The 18,133-nt window shown below is 68.3% G+C and carries 16 protein-coding genes, 1 other RNA gene and 2 riboswitches; of the genes, 13 read left to right on the top strand and 4 right to left on the bottom strand.

Annotated elements, in window-relative coordinates; genetic code table 11:
- Nucleotide 1: 1 nt before the first annotated feature.
- A complete protein-coding gene (locus ACAH41_RS01480; RefSeq protein ID WP_141289860.1) occupies nt 2–328 on the bottom strand; it encodes a YbaB/EbfC family nucleoid-associated protein in 327 nt (108 codons plus the stop codon).
- Nucleotides 329–384: 56 nt separating this feature from the next.
- Nucleotides 385–2,511, bottom strand: coding sequence for a DNA polymerase III subunit gamma/tau (gene dnaX, locus ACAH41_RS01475; protein WP_325654942.1), 2,127 nt, complete (start codon nt 2,509–2,511; stop codon nt 385–387).
- Between the two features lie 249 nt (nt 2,512–2,760).
- On the opposite strand from dnaX, the gene ACAH41_RS01470 reads away from it, so the two are divergent.
- The 5 genes from ACAH41_RS01470 (at nt 2,761) to ACAH41_RS01450 (ending at nt 7,163) form a co-directional block, all read left to right on the top strand.
- The gene (locus ACAH41_RS01470; RefSeq protein ID WP_325654944.1) at nt 2,761–3,687 is read left to right on the top strand and encodes a hypothetical protein; all 927 of its coding nucleotides are present in this window, start codon (nt 2,761–2,763) and stop codon (nt 3,685–3,687) included.
- A 73-nt stretch (nt 3,688–3,760) separates the two neighbouring features.
- Entirely contained in the window at nt 3,761–4,894 is a 1,134-nt protein-coding gene (locus ACAH41_RS01465) for an AIR synthase-related protein (protein WP_325654946.1), read from the top strand.
- Between the two features lie 57 nt (nt 4,895–4,951).
- Nucleotides 4,952–5,048: signal recognition particle sRNA small type (gene ffs, locus ACAH41_RS01460), an RNA gene on the top strand.
- Nucleotides 5,049–5,230: 182 nt separating this feature from the next.
- Entirely contained in the window at nt 5,231–5,398 is a 168-nt protein-coding gene (locus ACAH41_RS01455) for a hypothetical protein (RefSeq protein WP_325654948.1), read from the top strand.
- 79 nt (nt 5,399–5,477) lie between these two features.
- On the top strand, nt 5,478–7,163 hold the full coding sequence (locus ACAH41_RS01450; RefSeq protein WP_325654950.1) for an NAD(P)/FAD-dependent oxidoreductase: 1,686 nt from the start codon (nt 5,478–5,480) through the stop codon (nt 7,161–7,163).
- A 14-nt stretch (nt 7,164–7,177) separates the two neighbouring features.
- Here ACAH41_RS01450 and ACAH41_RS01445 read toward each other — a convergent pair whose 3' ends face one another.
- Nucleotides 7,178–7,429, bottom strand: coding sequence for a hypothetical protein (locus ACAH41_RS01445; RefSeq protein WP_325654952.1), 252 nt, complete (start codon nt 7,427–7,429; stop codon nt 7,178–7,180).
- Nucleotides 7,430–7,480: 51 nt separating this feature from the next.
- Nucleotides 7,481–7,572, top strand: a riboswitch (glycine riboswitch).
- 16 nt (nt 7,573–7,588) lie between these two features.
- Nucleotides 7,589–7,716, top strand: a riboswitch (glycine riboswitch).
- Between the two features lie 59 nt (nt 7,717–7,775).
- Between ACAH41_RS01445 and gcvT the strand changes: the two genes are divergently transcribed.
- The 4 genes from gcvT to ACAH41_RS01425 all read left to right on the top strand — a co-directional run bounded on the left by gcvT (nt 7,776) and on the right by ACAH41_RS01425 (nt 13,847).
- Nucleotides 7,776–8,933: a glycine cleavage system aminomethyltransferase GcvT gene (gcvT, locus tag ACAH41_RS01440; RefSeq protein ID WP_325654954.1), complete on the top strand. Its 1,158-nt coding sequence runs from the start codon at nt 7,776–7,778 to the stop codon at nt 8,931–8,933.
- Nucleotides 8,934–8,982: 49 nt separating this feature from the next.
- The gene (gene gcvH / locus ACAH41_RS01435; RefSeq protein WP_141288416.1) at nt 8,983–9,357 is read left to right on the top strand and encodes a glycine cleavage system protein GcvH; all 375 of its coding nucleotides are present in this window, start codon (nt 8,983–8,985) and stop codon (nt 9,355–9,357) included.
- A 103-nt stretch (nt 9,358–9,460) separates the two neighbouring features.
- Entirely contained in the window at nt 9,461–12,346 is a 2,886-nt protein-coding gene (gcvP, locus tag ACAH41_RS01430; protein ID WP_325654955.1) for an aminomethyl-transferring glycine dehydrogenase, read from the top strand.
- Between the two features lie 109 nt (nt 12,347–12,455).
- The gene (locus ACAH41_RS01425; RefSeq protein ID WP_325654957.1) at nt 12,456–13,847 is read left to right on the top strand and encodes an L-serine ammonia-lyase; all 1,392 of its coding nucleotides are present in this window, start codon (nt 12,456–12,458) and stop codon (nt 13,845–13,847) included.
- A gap of 33 nt (nt 13,848–13,880) precedes the next feature.
- On the opposite strand, the gene ACAH41_RS01420 is transcribed toward ACAH41_RS01425, so the two are convergent.
- On the bottom strand, nt 13,881–14,111 hold the full coding sequence (locus tag ACAH41_RS01420) for a DUF2789 domain-containing protein (protein WP_325654959.1): 231 nt from the start codon (nt 14,109–14,111) through the stop codon (nt 13,881–13,883).
- 167 nt (nt 14,112–14,278) lie between these two features.
- Between ACAH41_RS01420 and ACAH41_RS01415 the strand changes: the two genes are divergently transcribed.
- The 4 genes from ACAH41_RS01415 to ACAH41_RS01400 all read left to right on the top strand — a co-directional run.
- Nucleotides 14,279–15,136: a DUF72 domain-containing protein gene (locus tag ACAH41_RS01415; protein WP_325654960.1), complete on the top strand. Its 858-nt coding sequence runs from the start codon at nt 14,279–14,281 to the stop codon at nt 15,134–15,136.
- A 76-nt stretch (nt 15,137–15,212) separates the two neighbouring features.
- Complete coding sequence (locus ACAH41_RS01410) at nt 15,213–15,908, top strand: response regulator transcription factor (protein WP_325654961.1); 696 nt, start codon at nt 15,213–15,215, stop codon at nt 15,906–15,908.
- 79 nt (nt 15,909–15,987) lie between these two features.
- Complete coding sequence (locus tag ACAH41_RS01405) at nt 15,988–17,550, top strand: sensor histidine kinase (protein ID WP_325654963.1); 1,563 nt, start codon at nt 15,988–15,990, stop codon at nt 17,548–17,550.
- A gap of 271 nt (nt 17,551–17,821) precedes the next feature.
- A partial coding sequence (locus tag ACAH41_RS01400) for a carbohydrate porin (RefSeq protein ID WP_325654965.1) occupies nt 17,822–18,133 on the top strand: 312 nt, incomplete at its 3' end.

The following is an 18,133-nucleotide window of genomic DNA, read 5'->3' as shown; positions in this document are numbered from 1 at the left end:
ATCAGAACGGCATCTTCATGCCGGGCGGCAGCGGCATGCCGGCCGTCAACTTGCCCATCTTTTCCTGGCTCAGCGTTTCAGCGCGGCGCACCGCATCGTTGAAGGCTGCGGCCACCAGGTCCTCCAGCATGTCTTTGTCATCGGCCAGCAGGCTGGGATCGATGGTCACGCGCTTGACGTCGTTCTTGCAGGTCATCACGACCTTGACCAGGCCGGCGCCGGACTGGCCCTCGACCTCGATCAGCGCCAGTTCATCCTGCGCCTTGCGCAGGTTGTCCTGCATGGCCTGGGCCTGCTTCATCAGGCCGGCGAGTTGACCCTTCATCATGGGGAGATCCTTTCTTTCGGAGTACGGAGCAAGACTGGCGCATTCAGCGCACCGGCTCAGGTTGGCTTGATCGAGCCGGGCACGATGCGGGCGGTGCTGAACTGGGCCAGCAGCGACTGCACCAATGGATGTGATTGGACCACCAGTTCGGCCTCGCGCTGGCGCAGCCTGGCCTGTTCGGAATCGCGCAGCGCAGGGGAATCCAGCGCCACACCGGATGCAACGTCCAGCACCAGCTCCGCCTGACCGGACCAAGTGCGCAGCGCGGCCTGCAGCTTCTCGACCAGCGGCGGCGCGCGCAGCGTCTCGCGCTCGACGCGCAGCGACCAGCGCGCCGCTTCGCCCTCGCCTGCCGGCTCCTGCGCGATCAGCTCGGCCTGCATGGCCAGCGCGCGCACCAGCGCCACCAGGCTGCCGCTGGCCGACATGCCTGCCACCGCCTCAGTCCATTGGTCGCCCAGCGCCGTGCGCGGCACACGCAGCATCGCCAGGTCGCGCTCAGGCGCGGGCGCCGGGCGGACGGTAGGTGCTTCGGCAAAGTCCTCGGCCCCATCTGGCGGCTCGGCGAGCATCAAGGCGTCGCCCGCGTCGCGCTCGCGCTGTGCCGCGGCGTCCCGCGCCTGCGCCAGGCGCGAGGCCATGGCGGAGGCCGGGCCGCGCGGGGCAGCGGGCTCGGGTTCGGGATCGACCGCGCGCGGCGCCCGGGCCGCCACGCGTGGCGCGGCTTCACCTTCGAATGGCGCCTCGTCCATCCAGGGCGGCGGCTCATCGGCAGTCGAAGGCTTCTGAACCTGCGGTGCGCGGCCTGGAGGCACCGCGGGCACCGCTGCAGGCGGCACGGGATGGCTGGCCACGGGGACAGGCTTGGGCACTGCGGCTGGCGGCGGAGCAACAGCGGGTGCGGCGGCGACCGCCGGCGCTGCGGCAGGCCTGGTGGCCACAGGCGCCGGAGAAGGCACAGGCGTCGGCACGGAGGCGACCACGGGCCGCGGCGGACTGACCGAGGTCGAGGCCACTTGCGGCGAGGCGACCAGCGCCGCGGTCGGCCTGACCGCGGGCGCAGCAGGCGCACGCGCTTCGCCGCCAGCAGCCGGGAAGGCCATGAAGCGCAGCAGGACCATCACCAGCCCGGCGTATTCGTCTGGCGCCAGGCTTAGCTCGGCGCGGCCGTGCAGCACCATGCTGTAGAGCAGTTGCGTCTCGTCCTGCGCCAGCTGCGGCGCCAGTTGGCGTGGCGCTTCCATGTCCGGGTCGGTCTCGTCCAGCGCGCCGGGCACCGCCTGCTCCACCGCCATGTGCTGCAACAACCGAGCGATTTCCTCCAGCGTGCCGGCGGCAGACAAACCTTGCGCGCGCAGCCCTTCGACCTCCGCCAGCACGCTCTTGCCGTCGCGCTGCGCCAGCGCGCCCACCAGCCGCAGCGCATGGCTGCGGTCCACGGTGCCGAGCATCGCGCGCACCGCAGGCTCCTGCAGCTGGCCGCCGCCGTAGGCAATCGCCTGGTCGGTCAGCGAAAGCGCGTCACGCATCGAACCCCGTGCGGCACGCGACAGCAGGCGCAGCGCGCCCGGCTCGGCCGCCACGTTTTCGGCCTCCAGCACGCGGGTGAGATGTTCCAGCACCGTCTGCGGTGCCATCGGCCGCAGGTTGAACTGCAGGCAGCGGCTCAGCACCGTCGGCAGCATCTTCTCGGGGTCGGTCGTCGCCAGCACGAACTTCAGGTACTCGGGCGGCTCCTCCAGCGTCTTCAGCAGCGCGTTGAACGCGTCCTTGGTCAGCTGGTGCGCTTCGTCGATCATGAAGACCTTGAAGCGGCCGACCGAAGGCTTGTAGGCCGCGCGTTCGATCAGCTCCCGGATCTCGTCGATGCTGCGATTGGAGGCAGCGTCCAGCTCCATGTAGTCGATGTAGCGGTCGGCATCGATCTCGCGGCAGGCGGTGCACTGGCCGCAAGGCCTGGCGGTGATGCCACCGTTGCCGTCCGGCCCGGTGCAGTTCAGGCTCTTGGCCAGGATGCGCGAGACCGTCGTCTTGCCAATGCCGCGCGTGCCCGTGAACAGGTACGCATGGTGCAGCCGCTGCTGCTCCAGTGCATGCGTCAACGCGCGCACCACATGGTCCTGGCCGACCATTTCCTCGAAGCTGCGGGGGCGGTACTTGCGCGCCAGAACGACATAACTCATCCGGTCATTCTAAGGTTGGCCGGCCAGCCTGCAGACCGCGGCGCGGCGCACGCCGCGGGCATTCGGGTTGACCCGCCGTGCCGCATGCGACATCCGCGTTTTTGGCCTTCTCGAACCCCCATCGGAGGGTGGCACACCGGGAGGCCCGCAGCGCACGATGAGCACAGCTGTCGCCGCTCGCGGCAGCCCGCAGCGCCGCCGCCCAGACAGGGTCCAGACCATGCGCTGCACCCTTTTTGGAGACAAAACATGAGCACTGTGCACACCCGTTACGTGACCTGGCTTTCTCGCGGCCGCCGCGGCCACGGCAGCGCCGCGCTGGACCTGGTCAGCCCCCTGTCCACCCAGGTGGACAACCCCGGCGTCTACCAGGCCTGGGCTTCGTCCAACATCAGCTGGGAAGACAGCAACGGCCAGGAGCAGAACGCGCAATTCGCCTTCTGGTCGGTCACCGGAGCAGCCGGCGGCCCTGGCGTGAGCTTCTCGCCCAGCCTGAACATCGAAGTCGAAGGCAGCGACGTGCAGGCCACCGCCTGGTACCTGCCTGGTGGCGGCAGGGGCAATGGCGAAAAGGGCACCTTCGTCGATGCTTTCGACGTCGCGCAAGGCACTTTCGTCGACGACGACTTCGTCACCATCTCGCCCGACGCAGAGCTGACCAACGCCGCCAACGAGACCGGCTTCGTGCCCAGCGCAGCAATCGAGACGGTGTCGGCCTACGACACCATCCACGCGGTGCCCTTCCTGGACTGGCGGGTGATGGTGCAGGCCCCGGCCGGCAGCGACAACGTCAGCACCACCCACCTGCACACCGGCGCCGGCAGCACCGGCGTGGCCTTTGCGTTCTACCAGAGCACTGGCGGCGGCGGCGGCATCAAGGTGCACCCCGGCCGTTACCAGCAGGGCACCTGGGTCAGCTGGGGCGTGATGGTCGACGGCGGCGGCCCGACCGGCAATGGCCCGGTGGGCCCGTGGGACCCGCTGGTGCGCTCGCTGGCCACCGCGCTGGCAATGGCCGAGGCCGCGAAGCTGTCCGACCCTGAACTCCAGCGCGCCGGGCTGGACCTGGCCGCCAAGCAGCTGGAGATGACGGCGGCAAAGATGGCCGAGGCCATGCGCAAGGGCTTCAGCAACCCGGTGCGGGTGACGGGCATGGCGGCGCCGAACAAGCGCTGAAGCCAGTGGCCGGAGGCCGGCAGGCCTCCGGCCACTCAGCGGGTGCCGTCCGCGGCTGTCGGATAATCGCGCCATGACCGCATCCGCTTCCCACAGCCCCGCCGCCGACACCCTCAGCTACGAGCAGGCCGGCGTCAACTATGACCTGATCGACCCACTGAAGGTCGCCGCGCAGCGCGCCGCTGCCGCCACCGCCGGCCACCTGACTGGCCACGGTTTCAGCGAAGTGCCGGCCTCGCGCGGCGAGTCGGCCTACGTGGTCGACGTGGGGCCTTTCTACCTGGCCAGCATCGTCGAATGCCTCGGTTCCAAGGCCCTGGTGGCCGACGAGATGAAGGCGCTGACCGGCAAGAGCTACTACGCCGGCATTGCGCAGGACACGATCGCGATGGCGGTCAACGACCTGATCACCGTTGGCGCCACGCCGCTGGTGGTTCAAGCCTACTGGGCTGCTGGCGGCAGCGACTGGTTCGCCGACGCGCAGCGTGCGCAGGCCCTGGTCGAAGGCTGGAAGAAGGCCTGTGACGTGTGCGGCGTGGCCTGGGGCGGCGGCGAAACGCCGGCACTGGCCGGCATCGTCGAGAGCGGCCGCATCGACCTGGCTGCGTCCTGCACCGGCATCATCAACCCCAAGACGCGCCTCAGCGTGGGCGACGCGCTGGGCGCGGGCGATGCCATCGTGCTGCTCAGCTCCAGCGGCATCCATGCCAACGGCCTGAGCCTGGCGCGCAAGCTGGTCGAACGCTTGCCGCAAGGCTACCTGACCGAAGTCGAGCCCGGCCTCACCTACGGCGAAGCGCTGCTGGCGCCCACCACGCTGTACAGCCCGGTCACCGAAGCGCTGGCCAAGGCCGGCGTGACCATGCACTATTGCGCCAACATCACCGGCCACGGCTGGCGCAAGCTGCTGCGCCACCCCAGCAGCTTGACCTACCGCATCCACACCGTGCCCGCCGTGCCGCCGGTGCTGAAGTTCATCCAGCAACACGCCAGGCACGACGACCGCGAAGCCTATTCCACGCTGAACATGGGCGCGGGCTTCGCGCTGTTCGTGAAGGCCGAGGATGCCCAGCGCACCGTGGAAATCGCCAAGGCCCAGGGTGTGGACGCGATCATTGCCGGCGTGGTGGAAGCCAGCGCCAGCAAGCAGGTGCTGATCGAGCCGATCAATGTGCGTTTCGGCGACGACGACCTGCAACTGCGCTAAGCGCATTTCCTGGCCTGGCCTCAAGTGGCCCCTTCGGCCTGGGTTAGAATTCGTGGTGACGGGCCTCCTCGCATGGAAGCACGGCCAACTGGGTCAGGTGGGGAACCAAGCAGCCCTAACTGTTGTGACCAGTGCCGAGATCAGGCTCGTCACCTTTGCCAACCCTTCACGGGGTTTGCGCAAAAGGACACCAAGCCACTTGAACAAGCCGCCTTGCGCACCCTCCGCGCGGCGGCTTTTTCTTTGAACCTTGCCTGGCGGACTCGCCAGGCGGGGCTGCCAGCCACGGCGCTTGTGGCCTAATTGAGGGTTGATTCTTTTTTCACTGGAGCCACCATGGGCAACAAGATCGTTACCGAAGCCGACCGCAAGGCCACCCCGCGTCCCGCCGTCCCGAGCGGCGTGACCGTTACCACCCATCGCGGCCAGCGCGTGAGCCTGGAACGTGGCTCGCACACCCGCAGCAAGAAGAGCGCCGGCAAGCGCGCGAAAAAGGGCGGCTAAAGCCCCCTGCCCTGGCCTGCCGGTGGTGCCACTGGCCCTGCGCCAGGGCCTGGACTGACCGCCACCGCAGACCTGCACCATGCTGAGGATCACCGAACTCCGCCTGCCGCTGAACCATGCCGAAGACGCACTGCGTCCGGCCATCGTCGCCAGGCTGGGTGTTGCGGACACGGCGCTGAGCCGGTTCAACGTGTTCAAGCGCGCCTACGACGCGCGCAAGAAATCGGCCATCGTGCTGATCTACACGGTGGACTGCGAGTTGGCGCCAGAAGCTGATGAAGCCACCGTGCTTCAAAAGCATGCGGGTGACCCTCACATCCGGCCCTCACCGGACACCTCCTATCGTTTTGTCGGCCATGTTCCGGCAGACTACTTCGCAGCCGACACTGCGGCCGGCGGCAAGCACCGCCCGCTGGTGGTCGGCTTTGGCCCCTGCGGCATCTTCGCCGCGCTGATCCTGGCCCAGATGGGCCTGCGCCCCATCGTGCTGGAGCGCGGCAAGGAAGTGCGCCAGCGCACCAAGGACACCTGGGGCCTGTGGCGGCAGCAGCAGCTGAACCCGGAGTCGAACGTGCAGTTCGGCGAGGGCGGCGCCGGCACCTTTTCCGACGGCAAGCTGTGGAGCCAGATCAGCGACCCGCGCCACCTGACGCGCAAGGTGCTGGCCGAGTTCGTCAAGGCCGGCGCGCCCGACGAGATCCTCTACGTCAGCAAGCCGCACATCGGCACCTTCCGGCTGGTCAGCATGGTCGAGAAGATCCGCGCCGACATCGTCGCGCTCGGCGGCGAGATCCGCTTCGAGCAGCGGGTCACCGATGTGCTGATCGAAGGCAAGGGCGAACAGCGCCACATTCGCGGCGTGACACTCGCCTCCGGCGAAACACTGCGCGCCGACCACGTGGTGATGGCCCTCGGCCACAGCGCACGCGACACCTTCACGATGCTGCACGAGCGCGGCGTCTACATGGAGGCCAAGCCCTTCTCCATTGGCTTCCGCGTCGAGCATCCGCAAGGTGTGATCGACCGGGCGCGATTCGGCCCGAATGCCGGCCACCCCATCCTCGGCGCGGCCGACTACAAGCTGGTGCACCACGCCAGCAACGGCCGCTCGGTCTACAGCTTCTGCATGTGCCCAGGCGGCACAGTCGTGGCGGCCACCTCCGAGCCCGAGCGCGTGGTGACCAACGGCATGAGCCAGTATTCGCGCAACGAGCGCAATGCCAACGCCGGCATCGTCGTTGGCATCGACCCGGCGGACTACCGGCAACTGCCAGGCAGCGGCCCGGTGAACCCGCTGGACGGCATGGCCTTCCAGCGCGTCTGGGAGTCTCGCGCCTATGAACTGGGCGGCGGCGGCTACCTGGCGCCGGGCGCGCTGGTGGGCGATTTCATCAAGCGCCAGCCCAGCCGCACGCTGGGCAGCGTCGAGCCCTCTTACAAGCCTGGCGTGCACTTGACCGAGCTGGCCGCCAAGGACCGCCCCGTCCTGCCGCACTACGTGCTGGACGCGATCCGCGAAGCGCTGCCTGCCTTCGAGCGGCAGATCAAGGGCTTTTCGATGCCGGACGCGGTGCTGACCGGCGTCGAGACCCGCACCTCGTCGCCGCTGCGCATGACCCGCGGCAAGGACCACCAGAGCCTGAACGTCAAGGGCCTGTTCCCGGCGGGCGAAGGCGCCGGGTACGCGGGCGGCATCATGTCCGCTGGCGTGGACGGCATCGAGGTCGCCGAAGCCGTGGGCCGCGCGATGCTGGCCACGGCCTGACAGCCGCAGCGCATTCAGCCGCCGCTGTTCGACGCCGGCGCGGGTGGCAAAAGCAGGACGTCCGCCTTGCCGCCCACACAGTCGGTCGCCTGCCCTGGCTTGCAAGCCGGCTTGGGCGGGTCGTAGATCGTGTAATGGCCGCCCGGCCGGTAGATCAGCAGCAGCCACAGCACCACCACGGTGGCGGCGGTGACGGCAATGACGACCAGGCGCTGGCGGCGCGAGGTCGGTTGGTAACGGGCTTGGTCGGGGTCTTTTTTCGGCACGGCCGAGACTATCGCATGGCGCTGGCGCGGCGCGCGGCTGCGGTTACACTGCCCAGCTTGTTAGGAGAGAGCTCCACCCGGAGCCGCCGAAGGCGCAGAGGTTCACCCCTCGAACGCTCAGGCAAAAGGACTGACAAGCGTCTTGCCGTAACAGGCGGGGCGTTCCTCACTGGAGAGAGGCGGGTGATGGCTGCAAGGCCATGAGCCCGTCCACCGAAGGGGCAAGCGGTGGCCGTCATCAACGGCGCGCCGTCAATCTCTCAGGTAAAGCGGACAGGGAGGGCCTATTGGATGAAGAGATTCGCCAGACCGCCCTCCAAGCGCCGACCTGAAGAGACGACCCCGCATGAGCTCCACGCCCACCCCGGCCACTTCCGCCCTGCTGCAGACCCCGCTGCACGCCTTGCACCTCGAACTCGGTGCCCGCATGGTGCCATTCGCCGGCTATGCGATGCCGGTGCAATACCCCGCAGGCCTGATGGCCGAACACCGCCAGTGCCGCGACTCGGCCGCGCTGTTCGACGTCTCGCACATGGGTCAGCTGCGCCTGATCGGCGCAGATGCCGCCGCCGCGCTGGAAACCCTGGTGCCGGTGGACGTGATCGACCTGGCGCCGGGCAAGCAGCGCTATGCGTTCTTCACCAATGACCAGGGTGGCCTGCTGGACGACCTGATGATCACCCGCCCGGCCGGCGAGGCCGCAGGCAAGTTTGGCGACCTGTTCGTCATCGTCAACGCCGGCTGCAAGGATGCGGACATCGCGCACCTGCAGGCCCGCATCGGCAGCCGCTGCGAAGTCAAGCCGCTGCCCGAGCGTGCGCTGCTGGCGCTGCAAGGCCCGAAGGCGGTCGACGCGCTTTCCCGCCTGAACCTCGAGGTCGCCAAGCTGACCTTCATGACAGGCGGCCTGTTCACGCTGGCCGGCGCTGATTGTTTCGTGACCCGCTCAGGCTACACCGGCGAAGACGGCTACGAGATCTCTGTGCACGAGGCCGACGCCGTGGCCCTGGCTCGCGAACTGCTCGCCCAGCCCGAAGTGAAGCCGGCCGGCCTGGGCGCACGCGACACGCTGCGCCTGGAAGCCGGCCTGTGCCTGTACGGCCATGACATCGACACGACGACCACGCCGGTCGAAGCCGCCCTGACGTGGGGCATCCAGAAGGTGCGGCGAGCCGGTGGCGCTCGCGCTGGCGGCTACCCCGGCGCCGCGGTCATCGACCGCCAGTTCGCCGAAGGCGCGGCGCGCAAGCGCGTCGGCCTGGTCGGCAAGGAACGGGCGCCAGTGCGCGAAGGCACCAAGCTCTTCGCGGCCGACGGCACCGAACTGGGCACCGTGACCAGCGGCACGCTGGGTCCCACCGTGAACACGCCCGTCGCACTGGCCTACCTGCCCACCTCGCATGCCGCAGTCGGCACCGAAGTCTTCGCCGAAGTGCGCGGCAAGCGGCTGCCGATGACGGTCGCCACGACACCGTTCACACCGAACCGCTACTACCGCGGCTGATGACCGCGGCTGATTTCTCTTTGTCCCCACACACCACGGAGCCCGACACATGACGACCATGTACACCAACGATCACGAGTGGATCAACATCGAGGACCACGAAGCCGCTGTCGTCGGCATCACGCTGCACGCGCAGGACGCCCTGGGCGACGTGGTCTTCGTGGACCTGCCCGAAGTCGGCACGACCTACGCCAAGGGCGACATCGCCGGCGTGGTCGAGTCCGTCAAGGCCGCGGCCGACATCTACATGCCGGTCAGCGGCGAAGTCGTCGAAGTCAACGAAGCGCTGCGCGCCGATCCGTCGCTGGCCAACACCGACCCGATGGGCAACGGCTGGTTCTTCAAGGTCCACGTGTCGGACATGGCCGAGTTCGAAGCGCTGATGGATGCGCCTTCATACGACGCGCTGCTGAAGACGCTCTGATCCCGCACTGATCCTGCCGGGTTCGGTGGCGTGATCCGCCCCCGGACCCTCCCCGCCTTTCTTTCCTGCCGCCACCGCGGCCGCCCCGCCGAGACCCGCTGCCATGCTGATGTCCGCCCACGCGCCCCTGGACGCTCTTGAAAACAACGCCGAGTTCGTCGCCCGCCACATCGGGCCGGCGCCGGAGGACGAAGCCGCGATGCTCAGCGTGATCGGCGCAGCCTCGCGCCGTGCGCTGATCGAAACCCTGGTGCCTGCCAGCATCGCCCGCAGCGCGCCCATGCAATTGCCCGCGCCGCTAACCGAAGCGCAGGCGCTGGCCGAGCTGAAGGCCATCGCCGGCAAAAACCAGTGCCTCAAGAGCTTCATCGGCCAGGGTTACCACGGCACGCTGACGCCCGGCGTCATCCTGCGCAACATCCTCGAGAACCCGGCCTGGTACACCGCCTACACGCCTTACCAGGCTGAGATCTCGCAAGGCCGCATGGAAGCCCTGGTCAACTTCCAGACCCTGGTGACCGACTTGACCGGCATGGCCGTGGCCAATGCCTCGATGCTGGACGAAGCCACCTCGGCGGCCGAAGCCATGACGCTGGCCGCCCGCGTGGGCAAGAGCAAGAGCGAAACCTTCTTCGTCGCCGACGACGTGCTGCCGCAGTCGCTGGAAGTGGTCCGCACCCGGGCCAAGCCGCTGGGCATCACCGTCGTCGTCGGCCCGGCCGAGCAGGCTGGCCAGCAGGAGTGCTTTGCCGCGCTGGTGCAGTACCCCGGCGTGACCGGCCGGGTGCGCGCGCTGCAGCCACTGGCCGATGCGGTGCACGCCAAGGGCGGCCTGCTGATCGTCGCGGCCGACCTGCTGGCGCTGACGCTGATCCAGGCGCCGGCCGAACAAGGCGCCGACATCGCGCTGGGCAACACCCAGCGCTTCGGCATGCCGATGGGCGCCGGTGGCCCGCATGCCGCCTACCTGGCCTGCAAGGACGAGTTCAAGCGCTCGCTGCCCGGCCGCCTGGTGGGGGTGAGCGTCGACGCGCACGGCGCGCCGGCCTACCGGCTGGCGCTGCAGACCCGCGAGCAGCACATCCGCCGCGAGAAGGCCACGTCCAACATCTGCACCGCGCAGGTCCTGCCGGCCGTCGTCGCCAGCATGTACGCGGTCTACCACGGCCCGGAAGGCCTCAAGCGCATCGCCCGCCGCGTGGCCAGCTACACCGCCATCCTGGCCGCCGGCCTGAAGCAGCAGGGCGCCACGCTGGCGCATGAAGAAGCCTTCGACACCTTGGAAGTGCAGACCAGCAGCCAAACCGAGGCCGTGCTGGCTGCGGCCCGCGCCGCTGGCATGAACCTGCGCAAGGCCAGCGACGCCTCGGTCGGCATCACGCTGGACGAGACCACCACGCGCGCCGACCTGCTGGCGATCTGGGCCCTGTTCGCCCATGGCGCTGTGCTGCCCACCTTCGACCAGTTCGAAGCCGGCGTGGCGCCGCTGGTGCCGGCCGAACTGGCCCGCAGCTCGGCCTTCCTGACGCACCCGGTCTTCAACGCCCACCACAGCGAAACCGAGATGCTGCGCTACATCCGCAAGCTTTCGGACAAGGACCTGGCGCTGGACCGCAGCATGATCCCGCTTGGCTCGTGCACGATGAAGCTGAACGCGACCAGCGAGATGATTCCCATCACCTGGCCCGAGTTCGCGCAAGTTCACCCGTTTGCCCCGGCCGACCAGCTGGCCGGCTATGCGTTGCTGAACGAGCAGCTCTGCGCCTGGCTGGCGCAGGCCACCGGCTATGCCGGCATCAGCCTGCAGCCCAACGCCGGCTCGCAGGGCGAATACGCCGGCCTGCTGGCGATCCAGGCCTGGCATGCCAACCGCGGTGAAGCCCACCGCCGCATCTGCCTGATCCCTGAGAGCGCGCACGGCACCAACCCGGCCAGCGCGATGATGGTCGGCATGCAGGTCGTCGTGGTGAAGTGCGACGCCAACGGCAGCGTGGACCTGGTGGACCTGAAGGCCAAGTGCGAGAAGCACGCAGCCGAGCTGGCCGCCATCATGATCACCTACCCGTCCACCTACGGCGTGTTCGAGCCGCAGGTGAAGGAACTGTGTGCGATGGTGCACAGCTTCGGCGGCCGGGTGTACGTGGACGGCGCGAACATGAACGCCATGGTCGGCGTGGCCGCGCCCGGCCAGTTCGGCGGCGACGTGAGCCACCTGAACCTGCACAAGACCTTCTGCATTCCGCACGGCGGTGGCGGCCCGGGCGTCGGCCCGGTCTGCGTGGTCGAAGACCTCGTGCCCTTCCTGCCGGGCCATGGCACCGCCGGCCAGCAGCGCCTGGGTGGTGTGGGCGCAGTTTCCGCGGCACCGCTTGGCAACGCAGCCGTGCTGCCGATCAGCTGGATGTACGTTCGCATGATGGGTGCCGAAGGCCTGACGGCCGCGACCGAAACCGCGATCCTCAGCGCCAACTACGTGGCAGCACGCCTGTCCGGCCACTACGACATTCACTTCAGCGGCAACAAGGACGGCATCAAGGGCGGCGGCGTTGCGCATGAATGCATCCTCGACCTGCGCCCGCTGAAGGACTCGTCGGGCATCAGTGCCGAAGACGTGGCCAAGCGCCTGATCGACTACGGCTTCCACGCGCCGACCTTGTCCTTCCCGGTCGCCGGCACGCTGATGGTCGAGCCGACCGAGAGCGAACCCAAGGCCGAGCTGGACCGCTTCTGCGACGCGATGATCGCGATCCGCGAAGAGATCCGCCAGGTCGAAGCCGGCACGCTGCCGCGCGAGGACAACCCGCTGAAGAACGCGCCGCACACCGCCGAGCAACTGGTGAAGACGGAGTGGGCGCACGGCTACAGCCGCGAAGCCGCGGCCTACCCGCTGGCCAGCCTGCGCCAGGGCAAGTACTGGTCGCCGGTCGGCCGGGTGGACAACGTCTGGGGCGACCGGAACCTGTTCTGCAGTTGCATTCCCGCGGAATGACAGCACCCGGTGGCGGGGTACCGCCACCACCCTCCGAGAGGGTGCACAGTGGGCTTGGGGCGGCCCGGCGCCCACTGTGCTCTGCTCCGTTCAGCGGTAAAGGACTTCCATGGCAGTCTCAGTCTTCGATCTTTTCAAGATCGGCATCGGCCCGAGCAGTTCGCACACCGTGGGGCCGATGCGCGCCGCGCGGCTGTTCGTCGGCCGCCTGCGGCACGAAAGCCTGCTGCCGCGCGTGGCCCGGGTGCGCTGCTGGCTCTACGGCTCGTTGGGCGCCACAGGCAAGGGCCATGGCAGCGACAAGGCAGTGCTGCTGGGACTCGCCGGCCATGAGCCGGACAGCGTGGACGTGGAGCAGGTGCCGGCCATCCTCGAAGCCATCCGCGGCGAGCGGCAGTTGAACTTGCTGGGCGAGCACAAGGTCGAGTACGTCGAGGCCGAAGACCTGCTCTTCATGCGCCGGGAAACCTTGCCTTTCCATGCCAACGGCATGCGGTTCACGGCTTATGACATGGCCGGCGCCGAGCTGGAGTCGCGCACCTATTACTCGGTGGGCGGAGGTTTTGTCGTCAGCGACGAAGTGGCGACGGACGGCAGCAAGCAAAAGGTCATCGCACCCGACGCCACCGTGCTGCCGCTGCCCTTCACCAGCGGCGACCAGTTGCTGGCGCTGTGCCAGGAACACGGCCTGTCCATCGCGCAGGTCATGCGGCGCAACGAACTGCACTGGCGCACCGAGGCCGAGATCCACAGCGGCCTGATGAAGATCTGGCAGGTGATGCAGGACTGCGTGGCGCGCGGCTGCCGCACCGAAGGCATCCTGCCGGGCGGCTTCAAGGTGCGCCGCCGGGCCGCGTCGCTCTATCGCGCGCTGACTTCCAATCCCGAGGCCGCGCTGCGCGACCCGCTGCAGGTGATGGACTGGGTGAACCTGTATGCGCTGGCCGTCAACGAGGAAAACGCCGCCGGTGGCCGCGTGGTCACGGCGCCAACCAATGGCGCCGCCGGCATCGTGCCCGCGGTGCTGCACTACTACTCGCGCTTCGTGCACAGCGCGACCGACGCCGGCGTGGTGGACTTCCTGCTCACCGCCGCGGCCATCGGCATCCTGTACAAGGAAAATGCCAGCATCTCGGGCGCCGAGGTCGGCTGCCAGGGCGAAGTCGGCGTGGCCTGCTCGATGGCCGCCGGCGCGCTTTGCGCGGTGATGGGCGGCACGCCCGAACAGGTCGAAAACGCAGCCGAGATCGGCATGGAACACCACCTCGGCCTGACCTGCGACCCGGTCGGCGGCCTGGTGCAGATCCCCTGCATCGAGCGCAACGCCATCGCCTCGGTCAAGGCCATCAACGCAGCGCGCATGGCGCTGCACGGCGACGGCACCCACCACGTCAGCCTCGACAAGGTCATCAAGACCATGCGCGAGACCGGTGCCGACATGAAGACCAAATACAAGGAAACCGCCCGCGGCGGCCTGGCGGTCAACATCGTCGAGTGCTGAGCAGCGCGGCCAGCCGCATGCGGGCCGGTGCGCTCAATGCAGGGCCAGGTTCAACTGGTCGACAACCTCGGCCCAGTCGGCGTCCTGCTTGAGCTGCTCCTTGAGGAGTTGGGCCTGGGCGGGCGTCCAGAAATCGGCTTCGTTGATCGGTACGCCAGCGGGCAGTGGGCGGTGAGCGTGGATGAAGCTGCGAATGTCTGCCTCCTCCGCGGGCAAGCCGAGCTGGGCAAACAGCTCGTGGAACTGATGGAAGCTGCAGTCCATGGGGGAAGTCTCCTGTTGATGCCGCGGCTGCGGCGAATGCCGAACCATAGGCCCGCCCACCCGGCCGGCCAAGACGGACCAGGCCTCGGCCGCGCGTGGGCGCACTCCTACGGCGCCAGAGCCGCTACGATCAAGCCATTGCCGCAGCGGCTGCGCGCCCCATCGCCATGCACACGCCTTCACTCCTGCCGGACTCGCCTTCCTCCTCGTCTTCAGTTGGCGGCCCGCGCATCCGCGTGGGCATTGGCGGCTGGGTCTTCGAGCCCTGGCGCGACGGGAATTTCTTCCCCGTAGGCTGGCCCAAGACCAAGGAGCTCGCCTACGCCAGCAGCAAGGTCAGCTCGATCGAGATCAACAGCACCTACTACAGCGACCAGCGGCCCGGCACCTTCGCCAAGTGGCACGACGACACGCCACCCGGCTTCATGTTCTCGCTGAAGGCCAACCGTTTCACCACCAACCGACGGGTGCTGGCCGAGGCCGGTGGCTCGGTAGAGAAATTCCTGGCCAGCGGGCTGCTCGAATTGAAGGACAAGCTCGGCCCCATCGTCTGGCAGTTTGCGCCGAGCAAGCGTTTCGATGCGGCCGACTTCGGCGCCTTCCTGAAGCTGCTGCCGAGTGAGCTCGGCGGCCGGCCTCTGCGCCATGCGCTGGACGTCCGGCATGAGAGCTTCCGCTGCAGCGAATACCTGGACCTGGCGCGATCCATGGGCATGGCCACGGTGTTCACCGAGGCCGACGACTACCCGCCGCTGCCCGACCTCACCGCCGACTTCGCCTACTGCCGCTTCATGCGCACCGCGTCCGGGCAACCAGAGGGCTGTACGCCCGAAGTGCTGGACGGCCTGGCAAGAAGCGTCGCCACCTGGCGCGACGGCCAGGAGCCGACCGGGCTGCCGAAGATCGAAGCGGGCCCGCCGCCGGCCGAGCTGGCACATCCGCGCGACGTGTTCTTCTATTTCATCAGCGGCGCCAAGGAGCGCAACCCGGCCGCCGCCCAGGCGCTGCTGAGCCGCTTGCGCTGAAGTGCAGCGCAAGGGTCTTGTCTTGCCCGGTGTTTCCCGCCTCCCCGGCGCGCTCAGCGCACGTTAAGCTTTGCCCATGAACCTCTTGCTCGCTGAAGACGATGCTCTGCTCTCGGACGCCCTGTCTGCGCAGCTGCGCGAAGCTGGCTTCCAGGTGGAGCACGCACCGAATGGCGCCGTGGCCGAATTCCTGCTGCTCAAACAACCTTACGACCTGGCAGTGCTGGACCTTGGCCTGCCGATGGTCGACGGGCTGACGGTGCTGCGCCGCGTGCGCGCCGCCAAGCCCGGCCTGCCGGTCCTGGTGTTGACCGCACTCGACAGCCTGGATGACCGCGTGGCCGGCCTGAATGCCGGGGCCGACGACTACCTGACCAAGCCTTTCGACTTTCCCGAGTTGGAAGCGCGGCTGCGGGCGCTGCTGCGCCGCAGCAAGCCGGTCAGCAGCGCCAGCGAAATGGGCCCGCTGAGCTTCGACCGCGACACCCGCCGAGCCATGCTGCGCAGCGAGCCGCTGGAACTCAGCCCGCGCGAGTGGATGCTGCTGGACCTGCTGCTGACGCAGCGCGAGAAGGTGGTCACCAAGGAGCAGATCAACCAGGTCTGGGCCACTGATCGCGCCGGGGGCGCCAGCGAAGGCGGTGCCGGTGGCAACAACGCGATCGAGGTCTACATCCACCGGCTGCGTCGCAAGCTGGAGGGTTCGGGCCTGGCGATCCGCACGGTGCGCGGGCTGGGTTACCTGCTCGAAGCCGAAGCCGTGGTCGCCTGAAGCCGCGCTCCGCTGAACCCGCGCGCTGCACCGACGCGGCGCAGCAGCCCTTGTCCCTGCCTTCGATCGCCCCGCCCCCATGAATGCCGACCCGGGCCTGCCGCCCGGCCCGCCGCCGGCGCCCGCCGGCCTGCCTGATCCGCTGCCGCCAGACCGCTGGCAACTGCTGAGCCACCGGCTGTTCGGCAAAGGCTTGGGCGTGCTGCATGGCGCTCGCTCGCTGCGCCAGCAGTTGCTGGTCTGGGTGTTGCTGCCGCAAGTCGTGCTGTGGCTGGCCGGCGCGTTCTTCACCTACAACCTGGCAGCCCGCTATGCCAACGCGGCGATCGATGCCAGCTTGCTGCAGGCCACCCGTGCGCTGGCGCGCCAGGTCAAGCCGGTGGGCAACGGGTTGCTGATCGACTTCCCGCGTGCCGCGCAGGACATCCTGGAGGCCGACCCGAACGACAGGGTGCTCTACACCGTCAGCTCGCCGCCTGGGCAGTTCATCCTCGGCAACCGCAACCTGCCAGCGCCGCCCACCGCGGGCGATGCTGGCGCAGCACCGGGCGACCCGCGCTTCTACGACGGCCAGATCCAGCTCAACCCTCACCTGGAGCAAGGCGAAAAACCGATTTTCGAGCAAGTGCGGGTGGCCGCGCTCTACCTCAGCTACGGCGACGACATCGGCCCTTCGCAGACCATGCTGGTCCAGGTCGCGCGCTCCAGCACCAACCGGGAGGAGCTGGCGCGCCGCATCCTGCTGGACACGGTGCTGCCGTTGTCGGTGCTGATCATCGCGATGACGATGATCGTCTGGGCCGGCATCGGCGCCGGCCTGGCACCGCTGAGCAGGCTGCGCAGCCAGGTGGTCGGCCGCGCAGCCAATGACCTGACGCCGATCCGGATCGACGTGGCGCCGCACGAGGTGCGTGCGCTGGCCCAGGCCATCAATGCACTGCTGGCCGCGGTGCAGCGCAACGTGGGCGCGCAAAAGCGCTTCATCAGCGACGCCGCCCATCAGCTTCGCACGCCGCTGGCCGGCCTGAAAAGCCAGACCGAACTGGCACTCAAAGATGCCACCGAGCCCGCCTTGCAGGCTCGCCTGCAGCGTGTGCACGAAAGCGCGACCCGCAGCGCCCACCTGGTCAACCAGCTGCTCACGCTGGCGCGAGCCGAGCCGGAGTCGGCCACCCGCCAATCGCAGGAGCGGGTGGACATGGCCAAGCTGGCGCGCGAGCTGACGGCGGAACTGGTGCCGCGCGCCTTGCACGCCGGGCTGGACCTGGGCTTTGCCGTGGCGGACGAGGCCGGGCCGCTGTACGTGCGCGGCATCAGCCTGCTGCTGCGCGAGGCCTTGATCAACGTGATCGACAACGCGCTGCGCTATGCCGGTCGCGGGGCCGAGGTCACGGTGCTGGTCGCGGCGGAAGGCGAGCATGTGGTGCGCGTCGAAGTGAACGACAACGGCCCCGGCCTGCCGCTGGAGCAACAGCACCAGGTGTTCGAGCGCTTCTTCCGCGCCACGCATGAAGGCACGGGCTGCGGCCTGGGCCTGGCGATCGTCAAGGAGATCGTCGAGCGGCATGCCGGCCAGGTGTCGGTGCAATCGGTCCACCCCACCGGTCTTTCGGTGCAACTGCGCCTGCCCCGCTCGCCCTGAGCAAGGGCAACTCGCTGCGGCCCTCCGCAAGGGCATCCCAGCGGCCTCCGACTGTGGCGGCTGCGCGCTCACTTGCAGGTTACCCGGGATTACGCGAACTTGTCGGCTGATTGGCTCCGAAGAAGCGTTGCTTGTACGCCAACACCCTATCGTAAGTACCTATAAATTGGCTGTTCAGTATTCATTAATAATTCGGCTCGCCGCAAGCAGTCTGAACATTGCACAACAACACGAGTGGTCTGCGGCCCACTCTCCCCGTCAGGAGACAACCATGAAGATTCGTCACCCCGCTTGGCGTCACACCCCGCTGGCCATCGGCCTGCTGCTCGCCACCACCCAGTCGGCCTTCGCACTCGACTGGGGCGGCTACTTCCGCGCCGGCCCCGGCCTGACCTCGAAGAACACCTCGCGCGCCTGCTACGCGCTGAACGGCGGCTCGGCTGGCATGAAGTACCGCCTGGGCAACGAGTGCGACTTCTACGGTGAGTTCGCGCTGAGCCAGGACTTCGTCAAGGACGGCATCACGTCGAAGATCTACGTGATGACCAACCACTACAACAGTGGCACCGACTCCGACGGCAGC

It is taken from the genome of Ideonella sp. (assembly GCF_041287625.1).
GTDB lineage: Bacteria > Pseudomonadota > Gammaproteobacteria > Burkholderiales > Burkholderiaceae_C > Ideonella.
The sequence above is the reverse complement of the archived record's forward strand: the minus strand, read 5'-3'. Positions and strand labels throughout refer to the sequence as shown.